This is a genomic window from Mesorhizobium sp. 113-1-2, from assembly GCF_016756475.1.
In the GTDB taxonomy this organism is placed as follows: Bacteria; Pseudomonadota; Alphaproteobacteria; order Rhizobiales; family Rhizobiaceae; genus Mesorhizobium; species Mesorhizobium loti_C.
Window position 1 is genome coordinate 4,058,231 of sequence record NZ_AP023242.1, and the last position, 25,970, is coordinate 4,084,200.

General features: G+C 64.3%; 24 protein-coding genes. 11 read left to right on the forward strand and 13 right to left on the reverse strand.

What is annotated here, in order from left to right; genetic code table 11:
* Positions 1-615, forward strand: coding sequence for a cob(I)yrinic acid a,c-diamide adenosyltransferase (gene cobO, locus JN279_RS19695; protein WP_202350025.1), 615 nt, complete (start codon positions 1-3; stop codon positions 613-615).
* Positions 616-737: 122 nt separating this feature from the next.
* Here cobO and cbiB read toward each other — a convergent pair whose 3' ends face one another.
* Entirely contained in the window at positions 738-1,709 is a 972-nt protein-coding gene (gene cbiB / locus JN279_RS19700) for an adenosylcobinamide-phosphate synthase CbiB (protein ID WP_202350026.1), read from the reverse strand.
* Here cbiB and cobD point away from each other — a divergent pair.
* Entirely contained in the window at positions 1,708-2,754 is a 1,047-nt protein-coding gene (gene cobD / locus JN279_RS19705) for a threonine-phosphate decarboxylase CobD (protein ID WP_202350027.1), read from the forward strand. The genes cbiB and cobD overlap by 2 nt on opposite strands.
* Positions 2,751-3,260: a tyrosine phosphatase family protein gene (locus JN279_RS19710; RefSeq protein ID WP_202350028.1), complete on the forward strand. Its 510-nt coding sequence runs from the start codon at positions 2,751-2,753 to the stop codon at positions 3,258-3,260. Before cobD ends, JN279_RS19710 begins: the two co-directional genes overlap by 4 nt.
* Positions 3,261-3,385: 125 nt before the next feature.
* Here JN279_RS19710 and JN279_RS19715 read toward each other — a convergent pair whose 3' ends face one another.
* From JN279_RS19715 to JN279_RS19725, 3 genes are all read right to left on the reverse strand, one after another.
* The gene (locus JN279_RS19715) at positions 3,386-3,640 is read right to left on the reverse strand and encodes a type II toxin-antitoxin system ParD family antitoxin (RefSeq protein WP_096457455.1); all 255 of its coding nucleotides are present in this window, start codon (positions 3,638-3,640) and stop codon (positions 3,386-3,388) included.
* 80 nt (positions 3,641-3,720) lie between these two features.
* Positions 3,721-4,524 carry a creatininase family protein gene (locus JN279_RS19720; protein ID WP_096447088.1) on the reverse strand — a complete coding sequence of 268 codons (804 nt, stop codon included), beginning with the start codon at positions 4,522-4,524 and terminating at the stop codon, positions 3,721-3,723.
* A gap of 54 nt (positions 4,525-4,578) precedes the next feature.
* Complete coding sequence (locus JN279_RS19725) at positions 4,579-4,962, reverse strand: RidA family protein (protein ID WP_096447086.1); 384 nt, start codon at positions 4,960-4,962, stop codon at positions 4,579-4,581.
* Between the two features lie 265 nt (positions 4,963-5,227).
* Here JN279_RS19725 and JN279_RS19730 point away from each other — a divergent pair, with 265 nt between their 5' ends.
* Genes JN279_RS19730 through JN279_RS19760 form a run of 7 tightly spaced genes read left to right on the forward strand, consistent with a single transcriptional unit; the run spans position 5,228 to position 11,781 of the window.
* Positions 5,228-6,232, forward strand: coding sequence for an ABC transporter substrate-binding protein (locus tag JN279_RS19730; protein WP_096447084.1), 1,005 nt, complete (start codon positions 5,228-5,230; stop codon positions 6,230-6,232).
* 12 nt (positions 6,233-6,244) lie between these two features.
* Entirely contained in the window at positions 6,245-7,069 is an 825-nt protein-coding gene (locus tag JN279_RS19735) for an ABC transporter ATP-binding protein (RefSeq protein ID WP_096447082.1), read from the forward strand.
* Positions 7,056-7,904, forward strand: a complete 849-nt coding sequence (locus JN279_RS19740) for an ABC transporter permease (protein ID WP_096447080.1) — start codon at positions 7,056-7,058, stop codon at positions 7,902-7,904. Before JN279_RS19735 ends, JN279_RS19740 begins: the two co-directional genes overlap by 14 nt.
* Before the next feature lie 4 nt (positions 7,905-7,908).
* A complete protein-coding gene (locus JN279_RS19745) occupies positions 7,909-9,210 on the forward strand; it encodes a cytosine deaminase (protein ID WP_096447078.1) in 1,302 nt (433 codons plus the stop codon).
* The gene (locus JN279_RS19750; protein WP_096447076.1) at positions 9,210-10,613 is read left to right on the forward strand and encodes an FAD-binding oxidoreductase; all 1,404 of its coding nucleotides are present in this window, start codon (positions 9,210-9,212) and stop codon (positions 10,611-10,613) included. Before JN279_RS19745 ends, JN279_RS19750 begins: the two co-directional genes overlap by 1 nt.
* Positions 10,613-11,194, forward strand: a complete 582-nt coding sequence (locus JN279_RS19755) for an NAD(P)H-dependent oxidoreductase (protein ID WP_202350029.1) — start codon at positions 10,613-10,615, stop codon at positions 11,192-11,194. The genes JN279_RS19750 and JN279_RS19755 overlap by 1 nt, the downstream gene beginning before the upstream one ends.
* Positions 11,194-11,781 (forward strand): NAD(P)H-dependent oxidoreductase, encoded by a 588-nt coding sequence (locus JN279_RS19760; protein ID WP_096447072.1) that lies wholly within the window; start codon positions 11,194-11,196, stop codon positions 11,779-11,781. Before JN279_RS19755 ends, JN279_RS19760 begins: the two co-directional genes overlap by 1 nt.
* A gap of 211 nt (positions 11,782-11,992) precedes the next feature.
* Here JN279_RS19760 and JN279_RS19765 read toward each other — a convergent pair whose 3' ends face one another.
* Genes JN279_RS19765 through JN279_RS19785 form a run of 5 tightly spaced genes read right to left on the reverse strand, consistent with a single transcriptional unit; the run spans position 11,993 to position 19,583 of the window.
* Positions 11,993-14,440: a GcvT family protein gene (locus JN279_RS19765; RefSeq protein ID WP_096447070.1), complete on the reverse strand. Its 2,448-nt coding sequence runs from the start codon at positions 14,438-14,440 to the stop codon at positions 11,993-11,995.
* Positions 14,437-15,618 carry a pyridoxal phosphate-dependent aminotransferase gene (locus tag JN279_RS19770; protein WP_096447068.1) on the reverse strand — a complete coding sequence of 394 codons (1,182 nt, stop codon included), beginning with the start codon at positions 15,616-15,618 and terminating at the stop codon, positions 14,437-14,439. Before JN279_RS19770 ends, JN279_RS19765 begins: the two co-directional genes overlap by 4 nt.
* A complete protein-coding gene (locus JN279_RS19775) occupies positions 15,611-16,516 on the reverse strand; it encodes a homocysteine S-methyltransferase family protein (protein WP_096447066.1) in 906 nt (301 codons plus the stop codon). The genes JN279_RS19770 and JN279_RS19775 overlap by 8 nt, the downstream gene beginning before the upstream one ends.
* A complete protein-coding gene (locus tag JN279_RS19780) occupies positions 16,513-18,966 on the reverse strand; it encodes a GcvT family protein (protein ID WP_096447064.1) in 2,454 nt (817 codons plus the stop codon). Before JN279_RS19780 ends, JN279_RS19775 begins: the two co-directional genes overlap by 4 nt.
* 20 nt (positions 18,967-18,986) lie before the next feature.
* Positions 18,987-19,583, reverse strand: a complete 597-nt coding sequence (locus JN279_RS19785; RefSeq protein ID WP_202350030.1) for a helix-turn-helix domain-containing protein — start codon at positions 19,581-19,583, stop codon at positions 18,987-18,989.
* A 171-nt stretch (positions 19,584-19,754) separates the two neighbouring features.
* Between JN279_RS19785 and JN279_RS19790 the strand changes: the two genes are divergently transcribed.
* A complete protein-coding gene (locus JN279_RS19790) occupies positions 19,755-20,459 on the forward strand; it encodes a nitroreductase (RefSeq protein WP_202350031.1) in 705 nt (234 codons plus the stop codon).
* 10 nt (positions 20,460-20,469) lie between these two features.
* On the opposite strand, the gene JN279_RS19795 is transcribed toward JN279_RS19790, so the two are convergent.
* From JN279_RS19795 to JN279_RS19810, 4 genes are all read right to left on the reverse strand, one after another.
* The gene (locus tag JN279_RS19795; RefSeq protein WP_202350032.1) at positions 20,470-21,912 is read right to left on the reverse strand and encodes an MFS transporter; all 1,443 of its coding nucleotides are present in this window, start codon (positions 21,910-21,912) and stop codon (positions 20,470-20,472) included.
* A gap of 172 nt (positions 21,913-22,084) precedes the next feature.
* Positions 22,085-22,672 carry a sarcosine oxidase subunit gamma gene (locus tag JN279_RS19800; protein ID WP_096447056.1) on the reverse strand — a complete coding sequence of 196 codons (588 nt, stop codon included), beginning with the start codon at positions 22,670-22,672 and terminating at the stop codon, positions 22,085-22,087.
* A complete protein-coding gene (locus tag JN279_RS19805) occupies positions 22,665-25,673 on the reverse strand; it encodes a sarcosine oxidase subunit alpha (RefSeq protein ID WP_202350033.1) in 3,009 nt (1,002 codons plus the stop codon). The genes JN279_RS19800 and JN279_RS19805 overlap by 8 nt, the downstream gene beginning before the upstream one ends.
* Positions 25,670-25,966 (reverse strand): sarcosine oxidase subunit delta, encoded by a 297-nt coding sequence (locus tag JN279_RS19810; protein WP_202350034.1) that lies wholly within the window; start codon positions 25,964-25,966, stop codon positions 25,670-25,672. The genes JN279_RS19805 and JN279_RS19810 overlap by 4 nt, the downstream gene beginning before the upstream one ends.
* Positions 25,967-25,970 lie beyond the last annotated feature (4 nt).

Genomic DNA, 25,970 nt, shown 5'->3' on the forward strand with positions numbered 1-25,970 from the left:
ATGACCGACATCGACAATAAGGACGAAGAACGCCATCGCGCCAAAATGGCCAAGCGCAAGGCGGTTCAGGACGCCGAGGTGGCGGCCAAGACGATCGAAAAAGGACTGCTGATCGTCAACACCGGCCCGGGCAAGGGTAAGACCACGGCTGCCTTCGGCCTGGCGCTGCGCATGCTCGGCTACGGCAAGCGCGTCGGCGTCGTGCAGTTCATCAAGGGCAAATGGCACACCGGCGAGAAGGATGCGTTCGCCGCCTTCGGCGACCGCGTTGTCTGGCACGCGATGGGCGAAGGTTTCACCTGGGAGACGCAGGATCTGAAGCGCGATATCGCGGCGGCCGAGGCCGCCTGGGCCAAGGCACTGGAGTTGATCGCCGATCCCTCGATCAGTCTTGTCGTGCTCGACGAACTCAACATCGCGCTGCGCTACGATTATCTCGATCTTGAGAAGGTGGTTGCAGCGCTGAAGGGCCGCCGCGAGGGCCTGCATGTCGTCGTCACCGGCCGTAATGCCAAGCCGGCATTGGTCGAGGCCGCCGATCTGGTCACCGAGATGGGCGTAACCAAGCACCATTTTTCAGCAGGCGTGAAGGCGCAGCAGGGGATCGAGTTTTGAGTCTTTTACCCTCCCCCTTGTGGGGAGGGTCGATCCGCGAAGCGGAGCGGGGTGGGGGCCTTGGCGCCGCACCCCCACCCCGGCGCTACGCGCCGACCCTCCCCACAAGGGGGAGGGTGAGGTCACGCCAGAATGACGACGACCGAGCCCAACCCGAACAGCACGATCAGCAGATAATCGGCGACGCGGTAGAGTTTCAGCGCCTGCCTGATGTCGTCGCTGTCGACGTCGCGGCGGCCGCCTTCACCCATGAAGACATCGTCGACCACGATACCGCCATAGCTGCGTGGCCCGGCAAGCGCCAGGCCGAGCGCGCCGGCCATGGCCGCTTCCGGCCAGCCGGCATTGGGCGAGCGGTGTTTTTTTGCATCGCGCCGCACCGCCTGCCAGGCACTGCCGGGATCGGCGCCCTTGACCAGGAAAGCCGCCAGCACGATCAGCAGCGCCGTCAGCCGCGATGCGGGCAGGTTGATCCAGTCGTCGAAGCGCGCCGCAGCCCAGCCGAACGCCTCATGGCGCGGGGTGCGGTGGCCGATCATCGAATCGGCGGTGTTGGCGGCCTTGTAGGCGGCGCCGCCGGCGAGCCCGCCGACACCGGTCCAGAAGGCCGGGGCGACAATGCCGTCGGAAAAATTCTCGGCCAGGCTTTCGATTGCCGCACGGCAGACGGCGGCCCTGTCGAGCGCTTCGGGATCGCGGCCGACGATGCGCGAGACGGCGACACGGCCCATGGCGAGGCCGGCGCTGTCGAGCGCATCGGCCACGGCCTCGACATGTTCGTAGAGGCTCTTCTGCGACAGCAGCGATGTCGCCAGAAGGGCGGCGATGAAAAACCCCAGGGGGACGAACCAGAGCAGGACAAGCTGCACGCCAAGGCCGATCACCGCCGGCACCAGCACGATGACCAGCAGCGCCTGGACACCGCGTTGGCGACGCAGCGCGTCGGGATCCGTGGCGCGGTTGAGCCTGCGATCGAGAAAGGATATCAGCCTGCCGAACCACGTCACCGGATGGCCGATGGCGCGGAAGAGCCAGTCCGGGTAACCCAGGACAAATTCGACGGCCAGTGACAGGAAAGCGATCAGGACTGACATGAAGCTTCTTGAAGGAGCGGTGGACCATGGTGGAAGTCTTGGCCGGGCGAGGGCGCTTTTCCCCGACGCCCCTCAGCCTTTCGTCGACCTTTCGACCGGTATCAACCCGCACTCCTACCCGCTTTTCGACCTGCCCGCCACCACGCTGTGGCGATTGCCGGAAGCCGGGCGGGCGCGCGAACTGACAGAGATCGCGGCCAGCACCTATGGCGCGCCGTCGCCGGCCAATGTGGTCGCGGCGCCCGGCACGCAGATCCTGCTGCCGCGCGTGGCCTCGCTGGTCAGGCCCGGCAAGGCATTGGTGCTGGGGCCGACCTATGCCGAACATGCGCGGGCAGCGGCGATCGCCGGGCATCAGGTGAGCGAAGTCAGCGATTTTGCCGCACTGGCGGACGCCGACCTTGCCATCATCGTCAATCCGAACAATCCCGATGGTCGCGTCATCGAGCGCGACCGGCTGCTGGCATTGGCCGCCGGGCTGCGCGCCAGAGGCGGGCTGCTGGTCGTCGACGAGGCCTTCATGGATGTCGGCCCGCGCCAGCACAGTCTCGCCGGCGATGCCGATCGAGGCGGCCTCGTCGTGCTACGCTCGTTCGGCAAGTTCTTTGGGCTGGCCGGCCTGCGGCTTGGCTTCGCGCTTTCCGATGCAGCGACGGTGGAATTGCTGGAAACGCAATTCGGGCCGTGGGCCGTCGCCGGCCCGGCGCTGGAATATGGCATTCGCGCGCTTGCCGATATCGGCTGGCAGGACGCGATGCAGGCATCGCTTGCCGAGGCAGCCGGGCGGCTCGACGGACTGTTCGGACGCTTCGGCGTGCCTGTCGCAGGCGGCACCACGCTGTTCCGCTATCTCAGCCTGCCGGATGCAGCTGGCCTGTTTTCAGCGCTTGGCGAGCGCGGCGTCCTGCTTCGGCATTTCTATGACCGGCCGCATGTCCTGCGCGCCGGCCTGCCGGGGAGTGAGGAGGAATGGCAGCGGCTCGAATCGGCACTTGCCGAATGGGCGACGCGGCGCGAGGATCGACAAAAAGGTTCAAAACAATGATCCATGTCTGCTCGCTGGCGAAAATCGAGGAAACGGTGGCCAGGACCGGCGCCGATCGCATGCTGTCGCTGCTCTCCGTCGGAACCGATGTGACGCGTCCGGCCTCGATAGCGAGGGAAAACCACTTGCATCTGGTCATGCACGACATCGCGGTGGCGCAGGACGGCATGACCATGCCGGGCGAGGAGCATGTCCGCGAGGTGCTCGATTTCGCGCGCCGCTGGGACCGGACGAAGCCGATGGTCGTGCATTGCTATGCCGGCATCAGCCGCTCCACGGCATCGGCCTACATCATCGCCGCCGCATTGGCGCCAAAACGCGACGAGGCCGAACTGGCCCGGACGTTGCGGGCGCTGTCGCCCTCGGCGACACCCAACTCTCGGCTCATTGCCGTGGCCGACGCGCTGCTTGATCGCAATGGCCGCATGATCGAGGCGATCCAGTCGATCGGGCGCGGGGCGGATGCGTTTGAGGGCACGCCGTTTGGGCTGAAGATCGAGAGCTAGCTGTGCCCATACATCGTTGCAGGACTATCGAGTGCCTTCATTCGCCCAATCTTCGTGCCCGTGGCGTACCCGGACAATGGACACGTCGATGTCCTCTTCCGCGGCTAAAGAAAGGCGAAATCCCACTACCCGTTGCCGGGTGACTTTCCAGCGCGTTTGACCGCCTCAGTAAAAAGCGCGTCACTGGATCGATAGCCGACGCCACTCTTCAATCCGTTATCGGCAAAGCGCTGCATGGCGGCAATCTTGTCGTTGCGCTCCTGATCCCGACGGATCAAATCGCGCACATAGTCGCTCGCGTTGGCGTAGCGACCGGTTTCAGTTTGCGCCTCAACCCAATCCTTCATCGGATCGGGCAATGATATGTTCATTGTTGCCATATCGGCCTCCATATCCCGTCCAGTATGATGTCAAACCTCATATTGGGAGCTTTTTCGAAGGCGCGATTGCGGCTATGCCGCTACTTCAGCCAGTCGACGAGCTTCGCCTTGCGCACATCCCTGAGCAGGCTGATGAAACCGTCGGCCTGATGCTCCGCGGTCAGCCGGCCCTTTTCCGCCGTGGCGATGCTGGCGTCGCCGACCACGCCGTTCGGGTTGAGATCGCCAGCGATCCAGGCAAAGGCGTGGGTGCCGGTGTGGCGCAGCAGCGAAAATTCCGTCTCGGCCCTGGCGACATTGGAAACGAAATTGTCCGCCTTGGCCATGTCGACAAGGTCGGGCCGGAAATGCAGCATCAGCGAGGTCTCGACATCGCCGCCATGGATGCCGTGACGGTCCTCGAGTTCGGTGTACATGCCTGCCGGACGGCCAAAGCGCTGCCAGCTGGTCTTCACCGCCAGCATCTTTTCGCGCACGCGCAATTCGCGCGTGATGATGCCTATGATCTCTTCATTGCCGCCATGCGAGTTGACGACGATGAGCTTGCGCACACCGGCGCGTGCGATCGAAATGCCAAGTTCGGTCCAGGCTTCGACCAGCGTCGTTGCCGGCAAAGTGAGGGTGCCCGGTGCATGCAGATGTTCGTTCGACTTGCCGACCGCCTGGACCGGCAGGATGCGGATGTCGAGATCGTCGGGCAGGCGGGCGATCACGGTATCGAGCATGCCGTTCATGATCGAGGTGTCGGTCGAGACAGGCAGATGCGGTCCATGCTGCTCGATCGCCGCCACCGGCAGAACGGCGATCGTCGCCTCCGGATCGATCGAGGCGTATTCGGTGGTCCGGTAGTCCCCCCACCAGACGCGTCTTTTGGCTGCGGTCATGTCATGCCTCTTCAATGGTCGGCCAGACCTAACGCGGTCCAGGCTTCCTGTCGATCACCCGGCAGCGATGACTTCGACCTCGACCTTGAATTCGGGTCGGGCAAATCCGCTGACGATCATCAGTGTCGAGGCGGGTGCCGGGCTCGAAAACAGCCGGTCGCGGACATCCATATAGGCCCGCAGATGCGCGCGGTCGGTAACGTAGGCGTTGATGCGCACGATATCCCCGAGTTGCAACCCGGCCTCCGCAAGGATCGCCTCGATGTTGCGGAAGCAGAGCTCGGCCTGGGCGCCGGCGTCCTCGGGGATCTGGTCGTCCGCCGTGATAGCGACCTGGCCGGAGCACAGCACCAGCCGCTTGCCCGCCGGCACCTCGACGCCGTGGCTGTAGCGGGCAAAGGGCGGCTTGATCGACTTCGGGGTGAGGAATCTGAACATGGCAATCTCCTGAATGTCGTCAGCCTAAGGCCGTATTCACTACAGCTTCAAGATGGCCGTGCATGGCACTGGTGCGATTGTGGACAGGCGTTCAAAAAATAGGCACGATGCCTCCGGTGCAGCACGACCTTTCCGGCTTTCGCAGATGGCTGTGGTGCAGGCGGGCGGGTCCCGGCGCGAGCCGCCGGTGGCATGTGTCTTGCTTCTTGAATCTTTGGTGTCGAGCCTGGCGCGTGGCGCCGGAGCAAACAGAGGGTGGTTGTCGATGTACGCAAAACAGAAGATCTCGGTGGCGGTGGTGGCCTTGCTGGCGGCCAGCACGCTGGGGGCCGCGGCGAATGAAAAAGTGACCTTCGGCACCAACTGGCTGGCCGAACCGGAACATGGCGGCTACTACCAGGCCGTGGCGGACGGCACTTATGCCGCCTGCGGCCTCGACGTCACCATCATGCAGGGCGGCCCGCAGGTCAGCGGCCGGCCGATGCTTTTGGCCGGCAAGATCGATTTCTACATGGGCGGCAATCTGCTGTCGGCCTTCGATGCCGTCCAGCAAGGCATTCCGATGCGCGTGGTGGCCGCCGATTTCCAGAAAGATCCGCAGGTCATCATGTCTCATCCCGGTGAGGGGCTGGACAAATGGGAGGACCTGAAGAACGCCGACCAGTATATCCTGGGTGACGAAGGCGTGCAGACCTTCTTCCAGTGGATGGTCACCGCACTTGGCTTCGACGCTGCCAAGCGCGCGCCCTACACCTACAACACCGCTCCGTTCCTCGCCAACAAGAAGTCGATCCAGCAGGGCTACGTCACCTCCGAGCCGTTCGCGGTCAAGAAGGAAGGCGGCTTCGTGCCGAACCAGTTCCTGCTCGCCGACTATGGCTGGGATACCTACTCGACGACGATCGAGGTGATGCAGGACACGATCGACAAGAAGCCGGAGGTGGTCCAGTGCTTCGTCGATGGCTCGGCCAAGGGCTGGTACAAGTACCTCTACGGCGACAACAAGGCGGCCAACGACATGATCAAGAAAGACAATCCTGACATGAGCGACGAGCAGATCGCTTTCTCCATCGATCAGATGAAGAAGTTCGGCCTTGCCGATTCGGGCGATACCGAGAAGCTCGGCATCGGCGCCATGACCGACGCGCGGATCAAGAGCTTCTACGACAAGATGGTCAAGGCCAAGGTCACGCCGGAAGGCATCGACATTTCGAAGGCCTACACGCTGGCCTTCGTCAACAAGGGCGTCGGGCTCGACCTGAAGAAATAGGCCGGCCTGGGCATGATAGGGGAAAAAGTGGCGCGAGCGCCGGCATCGGACGTCGCTCCGACCTTGCTGGCGCTGCGCGGCGTCGGCAAGGTGTTTTCCAACGGCGTGACGGCGCTGAGCGCTGTCGACCTGACGATCCGGGAAGGCGATTTTCTCAGCCTGCTCGGGCCGTCGGGCTGCGGCAAGTCGACGGCGCTGCGGCTGATCGCCGGCCTGTCGACGCCGACTTCCGGCGTGCTCGACTGGCGCGGCGGCGGCTCGCTCGACCGCGCCAACATCGGCTTCGTCTTCCAGGAGCCGACGCTGTTGCCCTGGGCCAGCGTCTTCGACAATGTCTGGCTGCCGCTCAGGCTGAAAGGCATTTCCCGTGCCAAGGCCGCACCGGCGATAACGGAGATGCTCGCGCGGGTGCACCTGACCGGTTTCGAGGACGCCGTGCCGCGCGAATTATCGGGCGGCATGAAGATGCGTGTTTCGATCGCGCGGGCCATGGTCACCAAGCCGCGCGTGCTGTTGATGGACGAACCGTTCGCGGCCCTCGACGAGATCACCCGCTTCAAGCTCAACAACGACCTGCTGGAGCTTTGGCAGGACGAACGCTTCACCGTCGTCTTCGTCACCCACAGCGTGTTCGAGAGCGTGTTCCTTTCCAACCGCGTCGTCGTCATGGCGGCGCGGCCGGGCAGGGTGTTCGACGAACTCGCTATCGAGGCCTCCTATCCGCGCGACGAGGTGTTTCGCACCTCGCCCGACTATGCAGCCCTTTGCCGTCAGGCTTCCGACGTGCTGGTCAATGCCATCAATTCAACAGCGGGCTCGCATCATGACGGTCATTGACGGCACGTTGACGCTCGATCCCGAGGAAGCGCGCCGTGTGCGCCAGGAGCGGTTCGAGCGGATCGGCCGCTGGGTGCTGCCGCTGGCGATCATGATCCTGGCGATCTGGCTGTGGGACCGCATCTGCGTGTGGAACGAGATCCCGCAATACATCCTGCCGCGCCCCGGCGTGGTGCTGCAGACACTCTACAACGATGCCGGCCTTTTGTTCTCCTCGCTGCTGGTCACCTTGCGCATCACCTTCCTCAGCCTGGCCTTGGCCGTCATCGGCGGCGTCGGCCTGTCGGTGCTGTTTGCGCAATCGAAATGGGTGGAGATGTCGTTCTTCCCGTTCGCCATCGTGCTGCAGGTGACGCCGATCGTGGCGATCTTTCCGCTGATCAACATCTATGTGAACAACCAGACCACCAAGCTCCTGCTGTGCGCCTGGATCGTCGCCTTCTTCCCGATCCTGTCCAACACCACGCTTGGCCTGAATTCGGTCGATCGCAATCTGCGCGACCTGTTCAAGCTCAACGGCGCGACGCGCTGGCAGCAATTGCGCTATCTCAGGCTGCCGGCAGCGATGCCGTATTTCCTCGGCGGGCTGAAGATCGCCGGCGGCCTGTCGCTGATCGGCGCGGTGGTGGCCGAGTTCGTCGCCGGCGCCACCGGCCAGTCGTCGGGACTCGCCTCGCGCATCATCGAGGCCGGCTACCGCCTCAACGCGCCACGGTTGTTCGCGGCGCTGTTCCTGATCTCGCTGACCGGTATCCTGATCTTCCTCGTGCTGTCGCTGATTTCGCATCTCATTCTGCGGCGCTGGCACGAAAGCGCGCTGAAGCAGGAGCGGTAGTGCCTTGATTCCGAACTCAGCTTCATACCCGCTCGCCAACGCCCGCGTTCATAGATCGCTGACATCGGACCTTACTGCCGCCTACGACAATGACGGTTTCACGCTAGCCGACATTGCTATTGCCGACGGCAAGATCTCCAGCATTGCGGCGCATGGCAAATCGAAGGCGCCGGCGGAGGCTATCGACCTTGCCGGTCGTATCGTGCTGCCGTGCTTCGTCGACTGCCATACCCATATCGACAAGGGCCATATCTGGCCGCGAAAGCCCAATCCCGACGGCACCTTCATGGGCGCGCTCAATGCCGCCGGCGCCGACCGCGTCGCGCGCTGGAGCGCCGAGGATCTGGCCAAACGCATGGATTTCTCGCTGCGCTCGGCCTACGCGCATGGCACCAGGGCGCTGCGTACCCATCTCGACAGTGTCGCGCCGCAAGAGGAAATCTCCTGGCCGGTGTTCGAGACGATGCGCGAAGCCTGGCGCGGCCGCATCGAATTGCAGGGCGCCTGCCTGCTCGGCATCGAGGGCGTGCGCGACAAGAAATGGTTCGACAGGCTGGCGAGACGAGTCGCCGCCGCCAAGGGCGTGCTCGGCGTCGTCACCTATATGGTGCCGGACCTGGAAGAGCTGCTCGACCACGTCTTCGCGCAGGCGATCAAGCATGGGCTCGACCTTGATTTCCATGCCGATGAGACCGACGACATTGCCGCGATCTCGCTGAAGAAGATCGCGGAGGCCGCGCTCTGGAGCGGCTTCGAGGGCAACATCCTCGTCGGCCATTGTTGCTCGCTGGCGCGGCAGCCCGACCTCGAAGTGCTGGACACGCTGGACAAGGTGGCGAAGGCCGGGCTGGCGGTGGTGTCGCTGCCGATGTGCAATCTCTATCTGCAGGACCGGCGCGGGGACCAGACCACGCCGCGCTGGCGCGGCGTGACGCTGCTGCACGAGATGAAGGCGAGGGGCATTCCGGTTGCGGTGGCTTCCGACAACACGCGTGACCCCTTCTATGCCTATGGCGATCTCGACATGCTGGAGGTCTACCGCATGGCGACACGCATCCTGCATTTCGATCATCCGGTCGCTGACTGGCCGCAAGCGGTCACTGCCACGCCGGCCAAGGTGATGCGGCTCGATGGTTTTGGCACGCTTGCCGCCGGCGGTGGTGCCGATTTCATCCTGTTCAAAGGTCGAAGCTGGACGGAATTGCTGTCGCGGCCCGAATCGGATCGCATTGTCGTGCGCGGCGGCCGCGCGATCGACCGGCAATTGCCCGACTATGCCGAACTCGACGAACTGATGGTGGAATGATGGATGTTTCGGCGCTCAAACGCGATCTCGAGGGGATAAAGCTCGACGACAATCCGGCCATCGTCCAGCAGAAGAGCCGCGACTTCTACTGGTACAGCCCGGTGCTGAAACAGCAGCTCGACCATGTCACCGGCGACCTGATCGTGACGCCGAAGACCGAAGCCGAGCTGATCCGTGTGCTCGCCGCCTGTCACCGGCACGGCGTGCCAGTGACGCCGCGCGGCAGCGGCACCGGTAATTACGGTCAGGCGATGCCGTTGTCGGGCGGCGTGGTGCTCAACCTCGCCGAAATGAACGAGATCAAATCGATCGCACCTGGGCGCGTGGTGACCGGGCCGGGCGCGGTGCTGGCCGATATCGACAAGGCGACACGCGCGCATTCCGGGCAGGAACTGCGGCTGTCGCCGTCGACCTACAACACCGCCTCGATCGGCGGTTTCATCGCCGGCGGTTCGGGTGGCGTCGGCTCGATCAATTTCGGCGGGTTGCGCGATTTCGGCAATGTGCTGCGGCTGCGCGTGGTGACGATGGAGGCCGAGCCGAAGGCGCTGGAACTCACCGGCGAGGATCTGCACAAGGTCACTCACGCCTATGGTACCAATGGCATCATCACCGAAGTCGAGATGCCGCTGACCGCGGCCTATGAGTGGATCGATGTCATCGTCGGCTTCGATGCCTTCATGGACGCGGCGCGCTACGGCAATGCGCTGGCCTGCCAGGACGGCATCCTGACCAAGCTGATCACGCCGATCGCCGCGCCCGTGCCGCAGCTCTATTTCAAGCGGCACCAGAAATTTTTCAGGGAGGGGCAAAGCATCTGCGTCGTCATGGTGGCGCAGCATGGGCTGGATGCGTTCCTCGCCTTCACCCGGCGCGCCGGCGGCGAGGTGATCTTCAATGCCGCCACCGCGACGCCCGAGGAGAAAAAGGGCCTGCCGCCGGCCTATGAGCTGGCCTGGAACCACACCACGCTCAGGGCACTGCGCGTCGATCCCGACATCACCTATCTGCAGTCGCTCTATCCGTTCCCCAACCAGCTGGCGCTGGTCGAGAAGATGGATGCGATGTTTCCCGGCGAGGTCTTCTCGCATCTCGAATTCGTCCGGCTGGACGGCAACATCACCTGCTTTGGCCTGCCCTTGGTGAAGTTCACCACCGAGGCGCGTTTGGATGAGATCGTGCACCTGCATGAGGAGAATGGCTGCCCGATCTTCAACCCACACCGCTACACGTTGGAAGAGGGCGGCATGAAGCAGACGGACGCGGTGCAACTTGCCTTCAAGCGCGAGACGGATCCGCAGGGGCTGCTCAATCCCGGCAAGATGATCGCCTGGGAAAATCCGGACTATGACTACCGTTCCGGACGGACTTTTCTGTTCAAGGGACTGCAAAAGGCAGGCTGATGAACATCCTCGTCCTCTACGCGCACCCGGTCGAGACCAGCTTCAATGCCGGCCTGCACCGGTTGATCGTCGAGCGGCTGACGGCGGCGGGCCATACGATCGATGACTGTGACCTCTATGCCGAGGATTTTGACCCGCGGCTGATGCGCCAGGAGAGGCTGGACTATCACAACCCGCGCGGCACCGCCGATCCCGCGGCGACCTATGTCGAGCGCCTGCTGCGTGCCGAGGCGCTGGTGCTTTCCTATCCGGTCTGGAACTACGGTTTCCCGGCAATCCTGAAAGGTTTCTTCGATCGTGTCTTCCTGCCCGGCGTGTCGTTCAGGCTGGTTGACGGCAAGGTGCAGCCCTCGCTGCACAACATCAGGAAGGTTGCGGCCGTCACCACCTATGGCGGCAGCCGGTTCCGCGCCATGGTGATGGGTGATCCGCCACGCAGGCTGATCAAGCGCATGCTGCGCGCCACCGTAAAGCCGGGCGCGCCGGTGACTTATCTCGCGCACTACGCGATGAACCTGTCGACCGACCAAACGCGAAAATCCTTCATGTCGAAGGTCGCTGCGAGCATGGATGCGTTCTGATGCGGGTCCTCGTGGTCTATTGCCATCCTGTGCCCGAAAGCTTCTGTGCGTCGATCCGCGACACCGCCATCGAGGTGCTGAAGGCGAAGGGCTGGCAGGTCCGGCTGCTCGACCTCTATGCCGAGAAATTCGACCCGGTGATGGGCTGCGACGAGCGGCGCACTTACAACAATCAGGCACCGCAGGACCCGGCGCTGAAGCCGCATTTCGAACTGCTCGGCTGGGCTGAAGCGATCCTGTTCGTCTATCCGACGTGGTGGTACGGGCTGCCGGCGATGCTGAAGGGCTGGCTCGACCGGGTGTGGGCCACCGACGTCGCCTTCAAGCTGCCGGCGGGCAAGGGGCGGATCAAGTCGCTGATGACGCATGTCACCAAGGTTGGCGTCATCACCACCTGCGGTGCGCCGACCTGGTGGAGCGTCGTCGTCGGCCAGCCGGGGCGCAAGACATTGCTGCGCGGCATGCGGGCGCTGTGCGCGAGACGCTGCAAGACGTTCTTCCTGGCGCATTATCTGATGGATGCCTCGACGCCAAAGACGCGGGCGGCGTTTCTGACGAAGGTGCGGACGAAGCTGGAAAGGTTTTAGGGGATGCGCGACTCTCCCTTCTCCCCTTGTGGGAGAAGGTGGCCTCGCGAAGCGAGGTCGGATGAGGGGTGTGTGAAGGATCTCTGCTTTGCAGAAATAAGTGCTTCAGACCCTTCGATCTTTTCACACCGCGCTTCGTCACGCACCCCTCATCCGTCTCGGCGCTACGCGCCGATCCACCTTCTCCCACAAGGGGAGAAGGGAAGAGGCGCTACATCTTCGTCCGTTCCGCCTTCGGATCATACATCGGCTTCAACGACGCTTCCGCCGCGAACCGCTCGCCGGCGATCTCGATCTCGTAGGACGATGCCAGCACATCGGCCTCGCTCTCGCCTTGGCACGGCACATAGCCCAGCCCGATGGCGCCGCCGAGATGATGGCCGTAATTGCCTGAGGTGATCGGGCCGACGATCCTGCCGTCACGCAGGATCGCCTCATTGTGGAAGAGCAGGGGCTGCGGATCCCTGAGCCGGAACTGCACCAGCCGGCGGTTCAATCCGGCCTCTTTCTTCTTCAGCACGGCATCGCGGCCGATGAAGTCGCCCTTGGCCGTCTTCACCGCGAAGCCGAGGCCGGCTTCCAGTACATTGTCCTCGTCGGTGATGTCGTGGCCGAAATGCCGAAAGGCCTTTTCGATGCGGCAGGAATCCAGCGTGTGCAGGCCGCAGAGCTTCAAGCCGACATCGGCGCCGGCCTCGTCGATCGCCTCGAAGACATGCGCCGCCTGGTCGGTCGAGACATAGAGCTCCCAGCCGAGTTCGCCGACATAGGTGACGCGGTGGGCACGGGCCAGCCCCATGCCGATCTCGATCTCCTGGAACGTGCCGAAGGGATTGTTCTCGTTGGAGAAGTCGTTGGGGCTGACCCTCTGGATCAGCTTTCGCGCATCCGGCCCCATCAGGCAGAGCACGCTTTCGGCCGCCGTGACATCTGTAATGACGACGAAATCCTCGCCGACATGCCGGCGCAGCCACGCCAGATCGCGTTGCAGCGTGGCGCCTGGAACGACGAGGAAGTAGGCCGTATCCGAGAGCCTGGACACGGTGAGGTCGCTCTCGATGCCGCCGCGCTGGTTGAGCATCTGCGTGTAGACGATCTTGCCCGGCGCCACGTCCATGTCGTTGGCGCATAGTCTTTGCAGGAAGGCACAGGCGTCGCGGCCCTCGACACGGATCTTGCCGAACGAGGTCATGTCGAACAGGCCGACGCCGTTCCTAACAGCCAGATGCTCGTCGCGCTGGTTGTCGAACCAGTTCTGCCGCTTCCAGGAATAGCGGTATTCGCGCTCCTGTCCCTCGCGGGCGAACCAGTTGGCGCGCTCCCAGCCGGCGACCTCGCCAAACACGGCGCCGCGCGCCTTCAGGTGCTCGTGCAGGGGCGAGCGGCGCACACCGCGCGATGTCGCCATCTGCCGGTAGGGGAAATGGTCGGCGTAAAGCAGGCCCAGCGTTTCTGAGACGCGCTCCTTGAGATAACGGCGGTTCTTCTGGAACGGCTGGGCGCGGCGGATGTCGACTTCCCACAGATCGAAGGGCGCTTCGCCATCATTGATCCACTGCGCCAGCGCCATGCCGGCGCCCCCGGAGGAGACGATGCCGATCGAATTGTAGCCGGTCGCCATCCAATAGCCGGACAATTCCGGCGCCTCGCCGAGATAGTAGCGGTCGTCGGGCGTAAAACTCTCGGGGCCGTTGAAGAAGGTGTGGATGCCGGCGGTGGCCAGCATCGGCATGCGGTTGACGCCCATTTCGAGGATCGGCTCGAAATGGTCCATGTCCTCCGGCAATTGGTCGAAGCAGAAATCCTCGCGGATGCCGTCCATGCCCCATGGCTTGGCCACCGGCTCGAAGGCGCCGAGCATCATCTTGCCGGCGTCTTCCTTGTAGTAGGCGCACTCGTCCGGCACACGCAGCACCGGCAGGCGGCTGAGGCCGGGGATCGGCTCGGTGACGAGATAGAAATGCTCGCAGGCGTGCAGCGGGATGGTGACGCCGTTCTGGGCCCCCAACTCACGCGCCCACATGCCGGCGCAGTTGACGACGATGTCGGCTTCGATGGTGCCTTGGTCCTCGCCCTGTGCCCAGGACACGCCGGTGACGCGCCCGGCTTTGGTGTGAACCTTGGTGACCTTCACATTCTCGACGATGGTGGCGCCGCGCTGGCGGGCACCCTTGGCCAGCGCCATGGCGATGTTGGCCGGATCGCATTGGCCGTCGAGCGGCAGATGCACGGCGCCGACGACGTCGGAGACGTTCAGGTGCGGATACATCGCTTTGACTTCATTGGGTGAAATCTCGCGCACATCGACATCGAAGGCGCGCGCGAGCGACGCCTGCCGGTAGATCTCGTGCTTGCGCTCCTCGGTCAGCGCGACGGTGATCGAACCGACCTGGCGCATGCCGGTGCCGACCTCGGTCTCGGCCTCCAGCTTGACGTAGAGGTCGGCCGAATATTTCGCCAGCCGCGTCATGTTCTGCGAGCCGCGCAACTGGCCGATCAGGCCGGCGGCGTGCCATGTCGTGCCGGATGTCAATTGCTTGCGTTCCAGGAGCACGATGTCGGTCCAGCCGAGCTTGGCCAGATGATAGGCGACCGAACAGCCGGAGACACCGCCGCCGATGATCACGGCCCGGGCCTTGGTCGGAATGGTCTTGGTCATGCGGCCTCGCGGCGATAGCTGGAAGCAAAACGGCGCAGCCGAAGTGCGGCTTCTCTGAGAATCGGCTCCGGCTGGCAGAGGCTGATGCGGATGTGGCCGGCGGCGGCTTCGCCGAAGCTGGAGCCGGGCATCACGCCGACATTCTCCTTGTCGAGGAAGGCGAAGGCGAATTTCTCGTCGTCGGGCTCGACGGCCGAAATGTCGAGCATGACATACATGCCGCCTTCGGAGCCGCGCACGGCGACGTCGTTCATGCCGCGCACGGCATCGAGGAAGACGGTGCGGCGCGCCGCGTAGCGCTCGGCGATGTCCTTCACGCCGTAATGATTCTCAAGCGCCTCGGCGCACGCGACCGAGATGAAGGCCGGCAGGCCATAGGTGGTCACCAGATTGAGATTGATCAGCAGCGTGATCATGCTTTCCGGGCCGGTCAGCCAGCCCATGCGCCAGCCGGTCATGCCATGGCTTTTCGACATGGAATTGATGACCAGCGTGCGCTCGGCCATGCCGGGCAGCGAGCGCGGCGAGATATGCTCGCCGCCGCCCAGCGTCCAGTAGACCTCGTCCGACAACAGCCAGAGGTCATGCTCGCGGCAGATTTCGGCCAGCTGTTCCAGCCGCTCGCGCGAATAGACCGCACCTGTCGGGTTGTTCGGCGTGTTGATCAGGATGGCGCGTGTGTTGGGCTTGAGTGCCGCGCGGATCATGTCGGCGTGCGGCTGGAAACCATCCTCGGCCGGTGTCTCTACGACGGTGAAACTGGCGCCGGCAGCGCTGAACGTGTTGGGGTAGGTGGCGTAGTAGGGAGCAACGACGATGGCGTGGTCGCCCTGGTCGAGCACAGCCTGCACGGCGGCGTAGAGGGCCGCCTGGCCGCCTGGCGTGGCGATCACCTGATCCGGCGTCGTCTCGACGCCGGTGCAGGCGCTGGAGGCTGCCGCCATCGCCTGCCGCAGGCGCGGCAGGCCGGGCAGCGGCGTGTAGTGGTGATTGCTGCCGCGAACCGCGGCCACGCAGGCCTCGATGGTTTGCGAAGGCGTGTCGAAATCATGGTCGCCGACCGACAGCATGATGATGTCCTCGCCGGCCGCCTTGCGGGCCCAGGCGGCCGAGTGGACCTCCCAGCCATCCTTGCCCGACGGGACGATGCCGGAAATGCGCGACGATGGTCTAGGCATGCAAAACTCCCGAAATTGCGTAACCATCCTGCTGCAGTCGATCGCGCAACGCGGCAATGTGCGGCGGTCCGACTTCGCAGCAGCCGCCGACGATGTCGGCACCTGCCTCCACCCAGCCGATCGCCTGCTCGGCATAGGCGTCCGGGCCGAGGTCGTGGCGGGCGTGCAGCACATCGACGGTACCGCCGTGCTTGAGCGCCTCTGTGGAGGTGAAGCCATTGGCATAGGCGCCGACCGGGCCGCCCAGATCGATCAGTTCAGGCAAGGCGGCGGCGATCGCTTCCGGCCGGCAGCAGTTGAGCAGCCGCGCCGCTATCGGCAGGCCATCGAGCGCGCTGGCCGCGGCGGCTATTGTTTCGCCGCTGCGCAGCCGCGGCGCGCCGTGATCGGCGAGCGTCCAGGACACCCAGACGGGCTTGCCGCTTTCCGATGCCGCGGTGACGGCCGCGCGCGCCTCATCGGCCGAGGCCATGGTCTCGCACAGGAAGAGATCGACGCCGTCCGCCTGCTCGGCGACGATGCGGCGGTAGATGTCGAGCGTCTCCTGGTAGGAGATGGTCAGCGCCGGGGCGTAGCTGCCGAAAAGCGGCGACAGGCAGCCGGCGATCGCTGCGTCCCCGGCTTGCTCGCAAGCTTGCCTGGCCAGTTCGATGCCCCGCTTCTGCAGCGGCTTGAACAGGTCCTCGGCGCCTTCGCGCGCCAGGCGTTCGGGTGTCGCCGAATAGGTGTTGATGGTGATGACGCGGGCGCCGGCGCGGATGAATTCGGCGTGGAGGTCGCGCACCAGATCGGGTTCGTCGATCAGCACCCTGGCCGACCACAACGGCGTCGGCTCGGATTTGCTGCGCCGGACCAGTTCCTGGCCCATGCCACCGTCGGTGAGGATGACTTTCTTCATGCGCGCAGTCTTTCGTTCCTGGGATCCCACAAAGGTTCGTCGTTCTGCACGATCGCCTTGAAACGGTCGCCAAAGATTTCGACCTCGACGGATGTGCCGGGCTCGGTCAAATCCACGCGCAACATGCCGAGCGCGATCGACTTGTCGATGCGATGGCCCCAGCCGCCTGACGTGGTCTCGCCAACGATCTGGCCGCCATGCCACAGCGTCGACATGTAGGGTGCGTCGCAATCGCCGGGGTTTTCGACGACCAGCGTGACGAAGCGCTTCTTCACGCCTTGCTGCTTCTCGTTCTGCAGCGCTGCCTTGCCACGGAAGTCGGGCTTTTCCCATTTGACGAAGCGCTCGAGCCCGCCCTGCAGGATGGAATAGTCGGTCGAGAGATCGCCTTTCCAGGTGCGGTAGCCCTTTTCGAGCCGCAGTGAATCCAGCGCATACATGCCGAACGGCTTCAGGCCATGCTGTTGTCCCGCCGCGCAAACGGCATCGAAGATGGCGGGTGTATCGTCGACCCTGGTGTGGATTTCCCAGCCGAGTTCGCCGGCGAAGGACACGCGCACCAGCTTCGCCCAGCGGCCGGCGATGGTGGTTTCCTGATGCGTGAGCCATGGCAGGGTGAGGTCGGCGTCGCAGACATCGGCGAGGATTTTTCGCGAATTGGGGCCGGCCAGGATCTGGGTGGAGAATTCTTCGGTCCGGTCGATCAGCTTGAATGGCGCGTCCTTGGGCATGCGCGATTTCAGCCATTCGAAATCATGCCATTGCGCAACCGCGGCGGTGATCAGCGTCATCACATTCTCGTCGTGGCGCACGACGGACATTTCTGTGACGATGCGGCCCTTGTCGTCGGCGAAATAGACGAGGCCGATGCGGCCGGGCTTCGGCACCAGGCCGGTGACCTGCAGGCTCAGCCATTCGGCGGCGCCGGGGCCCTCGAGGTTGAAGCGCGAGAAGCCCGGGAGGTCGAGAATGCCGGCGGCGTCACGCACCGCCAGGCATTCCTCGCGCACGCGATGCTGCCAGGGCCCGTCGCGCCGGAAGGTCAGCGTGGCTTCCTCGGAAATGTCGTCGCCGTCCTTCGCGTACCAGGTGGCGCGCTCCCAGCCATTGTAGGCGTCGAAGCGGGCGCCGAACGCCTTGATGCGATCGTGGATCGGCGACAGTTTGCGGTCGCGGCCCTCCGGCCAGGCATAGCGCGGGAACTGGATGGCGTATTCATTGCCGTAGATTTCCATGCCCTTGGCGACGCAGTAGTCGGGTGCGGCGGCAAAAGAGGTGAAGCGGCGCGGGTCGCAGGACCACATGTCCCACTCGGTCTGGCCCTGCGTCACCCATTCGGCCAGCACCTTGCCGGCGCCGCCGCCCTGGGCGATGCCGAAGGTGAAGACGCAGGCCTCGAAGGCATTGGGAACGCCAGGCATCGGGCCGATCAGCGGATTGCCGTCCGGCGCATACGGGATCGGGCCGTTGATGACCTTGGACAGGCCGGCCGTGCCCAGGATCGGCACGCGGGCGACGGCGTCGGCCAGATAATGTTCCAGCCGGTCGAGATCGTCGGGGAAGAGCTGGAACGAAAAATCCTCCGGCATCGGATCGCCGGGGGTGGCCCAATGCGCGCGGCAATTGCGCTCATAGGGGCCGAGATTCATGCCGGTCTTTTCCTGGCGCAGGTAGTAGGAGGTGTCGACATCGCGCAGCAGCGGCAGTTTCTTGCCCTGTTCCTTCGACCAGGCGGCCAGCTCGGGGATTTCCTCGAACAAGATGTATTGATGGCTCATCACCATCATCGGAACTTCGCGGCCGAACATTTTGCCCACTTCGGCGGCCCGGTAGCCGGCGGCATTGACGACGATCTCGCAGCGGATCTCGCCCTGCGGCGTGGCCATCACCCATTCGTCGTTTTCGCGGCGCACGCCGGTGACGGGGCAGAAGCGGATGATCTTGGCGCCCATGTCGCGCGCGCCCTTTGCCAGGGCCTGGGTCAACTGCGCCGGGTCGATGTCGCCGTCGCTCGGGTCGTAGAGCGCGCCTTTCAGGTCGTGCGTCTCGATGAAGGGATAGCGGCGCTTGATCTCGTCGACGCCGACCACGTCGATATCCATGCCCTGATAGCGGCCCATACCCTTGGCGCGCTGGAATTCCTGCATGCGCTCCCAGGAATGGGCGAGCCGCAGCGAGCCGGTGACGTGGTAGTTCATGGGATAGTCGACCGCGTCGGCGAGGCCACGGTAGAGCTCGGTCGAATAGCGCTGCATGTTCATCAGCGACCAGGACGAGGAGAAGGTCGGCACATTGCCGGCGGCATGCCAGGTCGAGCCTGATGTCAGCTCGTTCTTTTCCAAGAGCACGCAGTCGGTCCAGCCCGCCTTGGCGAGATGATAGAGCGAGGAGGTGCCGACGACGCCACCTCCGATGATCACCACGCGCGCCGTGCTCGGCAACCCCGCCATCTTCTTCTCCCAAAATTGACTCAATAAACCGGTGGTGAAACCACCCAGATGACAACCGCCGGCTCGGTGCCTGGATTGCGCCAGCGATAGGGCTTGCCTTCGAAGCGGAAGGAATCGCCTTCGCCGAGCCGGTGCCAGACGCCCGCTATCTCGATCTCGAAAACACCCGAGGCGAGATAGCCGGCTTCCTCGGTCGGCCGCAGGTGCTGGGTCTTCATCTCCGCGCCCGGTGCGAAGATCGAGCGCACCATCTCGAAGCTACCACCGAGATCGGGCGACAGGAGTTCTTCCACCAGGCCGGATTCGCTGGTGCCAAGGGTGCGGCGTCTGCCGGCCCGCACCACCACGCCGCGCTCGCTTTCGACCGGCACGTCATGGCTGAAGAACAGGCTGATCGGCACGCCGAACAGCTCGGCGAAGGCCCTGAGATCGCCGAGCGACGGCGTCGACAGGCCGCGTTCGACCTGGCTGACCCAGCCGACCGAACGGCCAAGTTTCAGGGCGATCTCGGCGAGCGTCAGCCCGCGCGCCCGGCGCAGCGCGCGTATATCGCTGGCCAGCACGCGTTCGTCAGGTCCCTGCAATGTTCGCGGTGTAGTGGAAGGCAAAACGCTCATTTCATGAAAAATTCCATCCGAATTTCATGAGAGGTTAAGCTCATGAAAAAATCAAGTAGATTTTCACCGATGCTCAAGATTTGCTTGCAGGATTTTGACGGTTCATGCAAAGGCTCGGCCGCGAGCGGCGAGTGGGGACGTCCGATCGAGACAAAGGCTAAGGGACGGCCCATGTTGGAAAAGAAGGCTCGAATCGCGGATGAGGCCGAGATCGTCGACGAGGCGATCCTGTCGCGCCGTTCGGTGCGCGCGTTTTTGCCCGACATGATCGACGACGACACCATCCGCGACATTCTGGCGGTTGCGGCACGCGCTCCGTCCGGCACCAACATGCAGCCATGGCGGGTCTACGTCACCAAGGGCGAGACCAAGCAACAGATATCGGATGCTATCCTGAATTCCGGTATCCGCGCTGAAAAGGCCGACTGGGACGAGTATCGCTATTATCCCACGCAGTTCTTCGAACCTTATTTGACGCGGCGACGCGCCAACGGTTTCGGCCTCTATGGCGCGCTCGGCATCGGTCGACGCGAGGTCGACAAGATGCGTGCCCAGCACGACCGCAACTTCGTCTTCTTCGACGCGCCGGTCGGCATGATCTTCACCATCGATCGCCGCCTCAACCAGGGCTCGTGGATCGATTACGGCATGTTCCTGCAGAACATCATGGTCGCGGCGCGGGGCAGGGGCCTGCACACCTGCCCGCAGGCCGCCTTCGCGCCCTATCACCGGCAGATCCGGCCGGTGCTCAACATTCCCGACGAGGAGATCGTCGTCTGCGGTATGGCGCTGGGCTATGAGGACACGTCCAAGCCCGAAAACGCCTTCCGCACCGACCGCGTGCCGCTCGAAGAGTGGGTGACGTTCAGCGAATAGGCGACATGCACTATTCCGTATTCATCTGCATGCCGTGCCCGCTGACGTGGGCGCCGTCCTGCGGCGTCAGCTTTAGATAGGCAAGCAGCGCGCAGAGCGTGATGACGCCCTCGATCGCGAACAGGATCCGGAAATCATTGGTCACGGCAGGACCGCCGCCGGCCAGGAACGACAGCATGGCCGCTGCCAGGCCGACGCTGACCGCGACCGCGAGCTGCCAAAGGATGTAATAGAGGGCGCTGAAGCGGGCGAGCTGTTCGGGGGCGATGTCGGAATAGGCGAGGTTTCCGGTCGAGGCCCATTGGATGGAACGGAAAACGCCGAAAGCAAAGATATAGCCAAGGACGATCCAGACCGGCGTCGTCGCCTGCATCAAAGCGAAGCCGGCGACCAGCGCGGCAACAACAGGCGTGTTGAAGACCAGCACCCGGCGGAAGCCGAACTGGTTGAGGACGCGCGGCATGAAGAAACGCATGATCACCGAGCCGAGCGCGGCAACGAAGGTCAGCGATCCCGCCTGCACCGCGCTCATGCCGAAGCCGAGCTGGAACATCAGCGGCAGCAGGAAGGCGACGGAGCTCAGCCCGATCGTGTCCAGCCCGCCGCCGGTGAGGAACGAGATACGGAAGGTGCGGATCCGCAGGAGCTTGAGCTCGAGCAAGGGATTGGGCACGCGCAGGCAGTAGAGCGAGGCAATCGACAGGATGATGACCGCCAGCGCCAGTTCGCCGGCAATCATGCCGGCGGCGGCATCTTTGGCAGCAAGCGAGTCCATGCCGAAGACAAGAAGGATCATGCCGCTACCGACCAGCAGGAAGCCCGGAAAATCGAAGCGCGTGCGCACGGGTTTGGTCACTGTCGGGAACAGTGAGGCGGCAAGAATCGCTGCCGCCAGCGCGAACGGCACATTGATGAAGAAGATCCAGCGCCAGGAAATGTAGGTGGTCAGCGCACCGCCGACGAGCGGCCCGACCAGCGGCCCGGTCTGGCTGGCCACCGAAATATACATGTTGATCTTCAGCGTCCGGTTGCGCGGGAAGCTCGACAGGATGACGACCTGGCCGAGCGTGCCCATCAGCGCCCCGCCAAATCCCTGCAGCGCGCGGGCACCGACCAGCGTCCAGATGTTATCAGACAGTCCGCACAGAGCTGACGAGCCGGCGAACACCAGCAAGGCAAAACAGTAGACGTTGCGCAGGCCGAAGCGGTCGGCGGCCCAGCCGCCGAGCGGCATCGAGATGATCAGGCTGGCGACATAGACGGTGATCAGCAGGCCAAGCTGGCTCGGCGGGCGGGCGAGGCTTTCGCCGATGCCGGGCAGCGCCGTCACCACGACATTCTGGTCGAGGCTGGTCATGAACACACCGCAGGCGACCGTCAACGGCAGCAGGAGCAGGGCTCTGGCCGACACATCGGCGCGATCGGTGGCGCCGGCGGATAGTTCTGCGGTCATGGGGTTGTTCGAACCAAACGAATGTGCCGAGTCTGAGACGGGATTTTTATCCCTTGGGCCGATCTCGCGGCCACGTTTTTCCACCATGGCCGCCCGCGGCGCGATTCTCTAGCGGCAGAACCGGCCGGCATTGAGGCCAGAAGCAGCGGGGGCCGCAATCTGGCCGCAACGCTTATTGTACTTCGTAGCCGACTTCCTCGCTGGCATGGCAGAGCGCCTTCCAGAACGAACGCGCGAAGGAGCGGAAGACGTAGATGTCGAACTGGTCGGCGCCAGTGCGCTGGATCTGGGCGAAGACGTCGTGATGGGTGGTCGAGCGGCCGGCGCCGACCGGGAAGGCCGTAAGCGCGAAGTCGATGGCGAAGAATTTCGCCAACACCCACTCCGCTTTGGGTCCGGCGATGCGGATGGCGGTGCGGCCATGCGACAGGTCCGTCACGGTACCAATGGCCGGCGTCACCGCCTTGGCAAAGGAAGCGGCCAACCCTTCGGCTTCGTCGGCCACGGTGAATTTTCCCGGCGCAAAGCCGAATACCGACTTCACGCCGTCGCTCAAGCCGCCGCCGGCGCCGTCGGGAAGGGCCAGCCCGGTGACGGTGCGGATGGCAGCGATCAGCTTCTTCTCTTCGCCTGGCCAGGCGGCGAGCTGCACGATCGAGCCCGGCCTCGTTTCGGTCAGCAGGATCTCGACGCCATGCTCGAAATTGCCATGCGAGCCGACATGAAACTCCGGCTCAAGCGGGGATTGGCGCTCAACCATGCATGCGGGTCCCTTCCGGATCGTAGAAATGGTTGGAGACGATCTCGACCGGTCCGAACCTATTGCGCAAGGGATCGGAGACATGGGCACGGGTGCCGTGCCTGGCCTTGCCGCCCTCGACCAGTGCCAGTGCGATGTGCTTGCCGAGCGCCGGCGAATAGCAGCAGGCGGTGATGTGACCGATCGAGCCGTGCGGATTGGCTTCGTCCAACGCCTCGACAATATGCGCGCCGCCATTGAGCGGCCGGTTGTCGAGCGCGATCAGGCCGACCAGTTCCAGGCGGTCGGATGCGATCAGGCCTTCGCGGTCCATCATGGCCGAGCCGATGAACGGCTTCTTCTTCGACAGCATCCAGTCGAGATGCAGGTCGCGCGCCGTGGTGCGGCCGTCGATCTCGGCGCCGGTGACATGGCCTTTTTCGATGCGCATCGTGCCGAGCGCCTCGAGCCCGTAGGTGACCAGTCCGAACGGCTTGCCGGCTTCGATCAAGGCTTCCCAGACATGGGTGCCATGGCCGGCGCCGGAATAGACCTCGAAGGCCATTTCACCGGAGAAGGACAGCCGGCAGATCATCACCGGAACACCCGCGATCTCGCCACGCACGATGCCCATGAAGGGCAAGGTCGCATTGTCGACCGCGGTGCCGGTGACGCAGGCGGCGAGGATCTGCCTGGCCTTTGGCCCGCCGATCGCGGCACCCGCCCATTCGTCGGTCACCGAAGTGACGTGAACTTTCAACTCCGGCCAGATGACGTCGAGGAAATATTCCAGATGCTGCATCACCTTGCCGGCATTGGCGGTGGTGGTGGTCATCAGGAAATCCTGTTCGCCGAGCCGCCAGGTGGTGCCGTCGTCGAAGGCGAAGCCGTCCTCGCGCAGCATCAGCCCGTAACGCGCCTTGCCGACGGCGAGCGTCGAAAACATGTTGGTGTAGACGCGGTCGAGGAAGGCCGCTGCGTCGGGGCCTTGCACGGCGATCTTGCCCAGCGTCGAGACATCGACAATGCCTGCGCTTTCGCGCGTCGCCTTGGCTTCGCGCACATAGGCCTGCTCGATCGTTTCGCCTGACAGCCCGTAGATCATCGGCCGGTACCAGAGGCCGGCGGAATACATGGTCGCGCCATTGGCGAGATGCCAGTCATGCATCGGCGTCAGCCGTTCCGGCTTCAGGTCGCCGAAGCGCTCGGCCGCCAGCGAACCGATCGATACCGGCGCGAAGGGCGGCCGGAAGCGCGTCGTGCCGACTTCCGGGATCGGCTTGCCCAGCGCCTCGGCCATGATGGCAAGGCCGGGAACATTGGAGCTCTTGCCTTGGTCGGTCGCCATGCCGAGCGTGGTGTAGCGCTTCAGATGCTCGACCGAGACAAAGCCCTCGCGATGCGCCAGGCGGACATCCTCAGCCGTCACGTCATGCTGGAAATCGACAAAGCTCTTGCCCTTGGCCCTGATCTCGAAGACCGGCGCCGGATCGGGGTCACCGGGTAGAGCGTCGACCGTCGGCAATGCCGCCGGGGTGCTCGTTCCACCGGCCGCTGCCAGGCCGGCGGCGCGGCCTTCGGCGATCGCCTCGGCGGTAGAAAAACTGCCGGTGAAGGCGCCTGCACCAATCCATTGTTGTGTTGGCCAGTGCTGCGTCGGCTTCGGCGGCAGGAAAGCCTGCCGTGCGGCATTCCATTCCGCTTTGGCGCCGGCCTGGCTGGCCAGATGGATGGTCGGCGACCAGCCGCCCGATATCAACAGGCAGTCGGCATGGATGCTTCGTTCATCGCCGGTGAGCGCCCCGGTGACCATGTCGAAACGCTGCACCTTGATGCCGGACAGCGCCTTGCCGCCCTCGGTGGCGACGACAGCGTGGCCGGCAAGGATCTCGGCCTCGGCTTCCGTCGCCAGCTTGCGCATCTCGGCTGAAACCTCGGAGCGGACGTCGGCGATGGCGACGATCGCCGCACCCGCCTTCTTCAAGGCGACGGCCGCGCGATAGGCGCTGTCATTGTTGGTGAACAGCGCAATCCGCTCGCCCGGCAGCACGCCGAACTCGTTGGCGTAGCGCTCGGCGGCATGCGCCAGCATCACGCCCGGCCTGTCATTGCCGGGGAAAACCAGCGGCCGCTCAAAGGCGCCGGTGGCCAGAACCACGGATTTGGCGCGGATTGCCCAGTAGCGATGGCGCGGCTCGCCCTTGGCGGGCTGTTCTTTGTGGTCGCTGACCCGCTCGAGCGCGGCAAGCGTGTTGTTGTCGTAATAGCCCCACACCGTGGTGCGTGGCAAAAGCCGGACATTGTCGCGGCCTTCAAGCTGGGTGACGGTGCGGCGGGCCCAGTCGGCGGCCGGTGCGCCATCGATGGTTTCACCGGACCAGTTGGTCGAGCCGCCGAAACGCGGTTCGAGATCGGCCAGCATGACGCGGGCGCCCTGATCGGCGGCCGCCTTGGCGGCCATCAGACCGGCGGGGCCGGAGCCGACCACCAGCACGTCGCAAAAGGCGTTCATGCGTTCGTAGCGGGCCGTGTCCTTCGCCGATCCGGCGCTGCCGAGGCCGGCTGCGCGGCGGATAAAATGCTCGCAGAACATCCAGAAACGCGTGCCCTTCAGCGGACCGATAACCGGCCCCATGAAGGTCTTGTAGTAGAAGCCGGCCGACAGGATCTTGCCGCCGAGCTGGTTGACGGCGTTGATGTCCCAGGCCAGCGACGGGAAGCGGTTCTGGCTGATGGCGATCAGCCCGTCATGGATCTCAACCATGGTCGCCGCAATGTTGGGCTCGCGCACCTCGCCCTTCAGCACTGTCACCAGCGCATTGGGCTCCTCCACGCCCGCGGTCAGCAAGCCGCGCGGGCGGTGGTATTTGAACGAGCGCCCGAAAAGCGTGACGCCCTTGGCCAGCAGTGCGGACGCCAGCGTGTCGCCGGCATGGCCGGTATAGGCGACGCCGTCGAAGGTGAAGCGGATGGTCTTCAGCCGGTCGATGCGGCCGCCAGTATCGGTGCGGCGCGGGCTCATGCCTTGTCCTCCGCCTTGCGGCGCGCGGCCGAGGTATGATCGCCGCGCACAAAGGCGACGCTCGAGATCTCATGCGTCAGCGTGTTGCGCACGACGCGCAGATGCGCGCGGCAGCCGCCGGAATGCTGCCAGATCTCATTGTGGTCGCCGGCCGGGTTCAGCCGGTCATAGACATAGGCGTTCCACGCCTCGAAATTCTGCGAAGCGGGATCGGGACGTTCGCGGTTGCCGTCACCCTGATAGGTGAACTCGATGACGTCGCGCGGGCCGCAATAGGGGCAAGTGATGAGCATCGAA

Coding starts and splice junctions, on each gene's coding strand:
- cobO (WP_202350025.1), top strand. CDS start 1: ATGACCGACATCGACAATAAGGACGAAGAACGCCATCGCGCCAAAATG.
- cobD (WP_202350027.1), top strand. CDS start 1,708: ATGAAGCTTCTTGAAGGAGCGGTGGACCATGGTGGAAGTCTTGGCCGG.
- cbiB (WP_202350026.1), bottom strand. CDS start 1,709: ATGTCAGTCCTGATCGCTTTCCTGTCACTGGCCGTCGAATTTGTCCTG.
- JN279_RS19710 (WP_202350028.1), top strand. CDS start 2,751: ATGATCCATGTCTGCTCGCTGGCGAAAATCGAGGAAACGGTGGCCAGG.
- JN279_RS19715 (WP_096457455.1), bottom strand. CDS start 3,640: ATGGCAACAATGAACATATCATTGCCCGATCCGATGAAGGATTGGGTT.
- JN279_RS19720 (WP_096447088.1), bottom strand. CDS start 4,524: ATGACCGCAGCCAAAAGACGCGTCTGGTGGGGGGACTACCGGACCACC.
- JN279_RS19725 (WP_096447086.1), bottom strand. CDS start 4,962: ATGTTCAGATTCCTCACCCCGAAGTCGATCAAGCCGCCCTTTGCCCGC.
- JN279_RS19730 (WP_096447084.1), top strand. CDS start 5,228: ATGTACGCAAAACAGAAGATCTCGGTGGCGGTGGTGGCCTTGCTGGCG.
- JN279_RS19735 (WP_096447082.1), top strand. CDS start 6,245: ATGATAGGGGAAAAAGTGGCGCGAGCGCCGGCATCGGACGTCGCTCCG.
- JN279_RS19740 (WP_096447080.1), top strand. CDS start 7,056: ATGACGGTCATTGACGGCACGTTGACGCTCGATCCCGAGGAAGCGCGC.
- JN279_RS19750 (WP_096447076.1), top strand. CDS start 9,210: ATGGATGTTTCGGCGCTCAAACGCGATCTCGAGGGGATAAAGCTCGAC.
- JN279_RS19755 (WP_202350029.1), top strand. CDS start 10,613: ATGAACATCCTCGTCCTCTACGCGCACCCGGTCGAGACCAGCTTCAAT.
- JN279_RS19760 (WP_096447072.1), top strand. CDS start 11,194: ATGCGGGTCCTCGTGGTCTATTGCCATCCTGTGCCCGAAAGCTTCTGT.
- JN279_RS19765 (WP_096447070.1), bottom strand. CDS start 14,440: ATGACCAAGACCATTCCGACCAAGGCCCGGGCCGTGATCATCGGCGGC.
- JN279_RS19770 (WP_096447068.1), bottom strand. CDS start 15,618: ATGCCTAGACCATCGTCGCGCATTTCCGGCATCGTCCCGTCGGGCAAG.
- JN279_RS19775 (WP_096447066.1), bottom strand. CDS start 16,516: ATGAAGAAAGTCATCCTCACCGACGGTGGCATGGGCCAGGAACTGGTC.
- JN279_RS19780 (WP_096447064.1), bottom strand. CDS start 18,966: ATGGCGGGGTTGCCGAGCACGGCGCGCGTGGTGATCATCGGAGGTGGC.
- JN279_RS19785 (WP_202350030.1), bottom strand. CDS start 19,583: ATGAGCGTTTTGCCTTCCACTACACCGCGAACATTGCAGGGACCTGAC.
- JN279_RS19790 (WP_202350031.1), top strand. CDS start 19,755: ATGTTGGAAAAGAAGGCTCGAATCGCGGATGAGGCCGAGATCGTCGAC.
- JN279_RS19795 (WP_202350032.1), bottom strand. CDS start 21,912: ATGACCGCAGAACTATCCGCCGGCGCCACCGATCGCGCCGATGTGTCG.
- JN279_RS19800 (WP_096447056.1), bottom strand. CDS start 22,672: ATGGTTGAGCGCCAATCCCCGCTTGAGCCGGAGTTTCATGTCGGCTCG.
- JN279_RS19805 (WP_202350033.1), bottom strand. CDS start 25,673: ATGAGCCCGCGCCGCACCGATACTGGCGGCCGCATCGACCGGCTGAAG.
- JN279_RS19810 (WP_202350034.1), bottom strand. CDS start 25,966: ATGCTCATCACTTGCCCCTATTGCGGCCCGCGCGACGTCATCGAGTTC.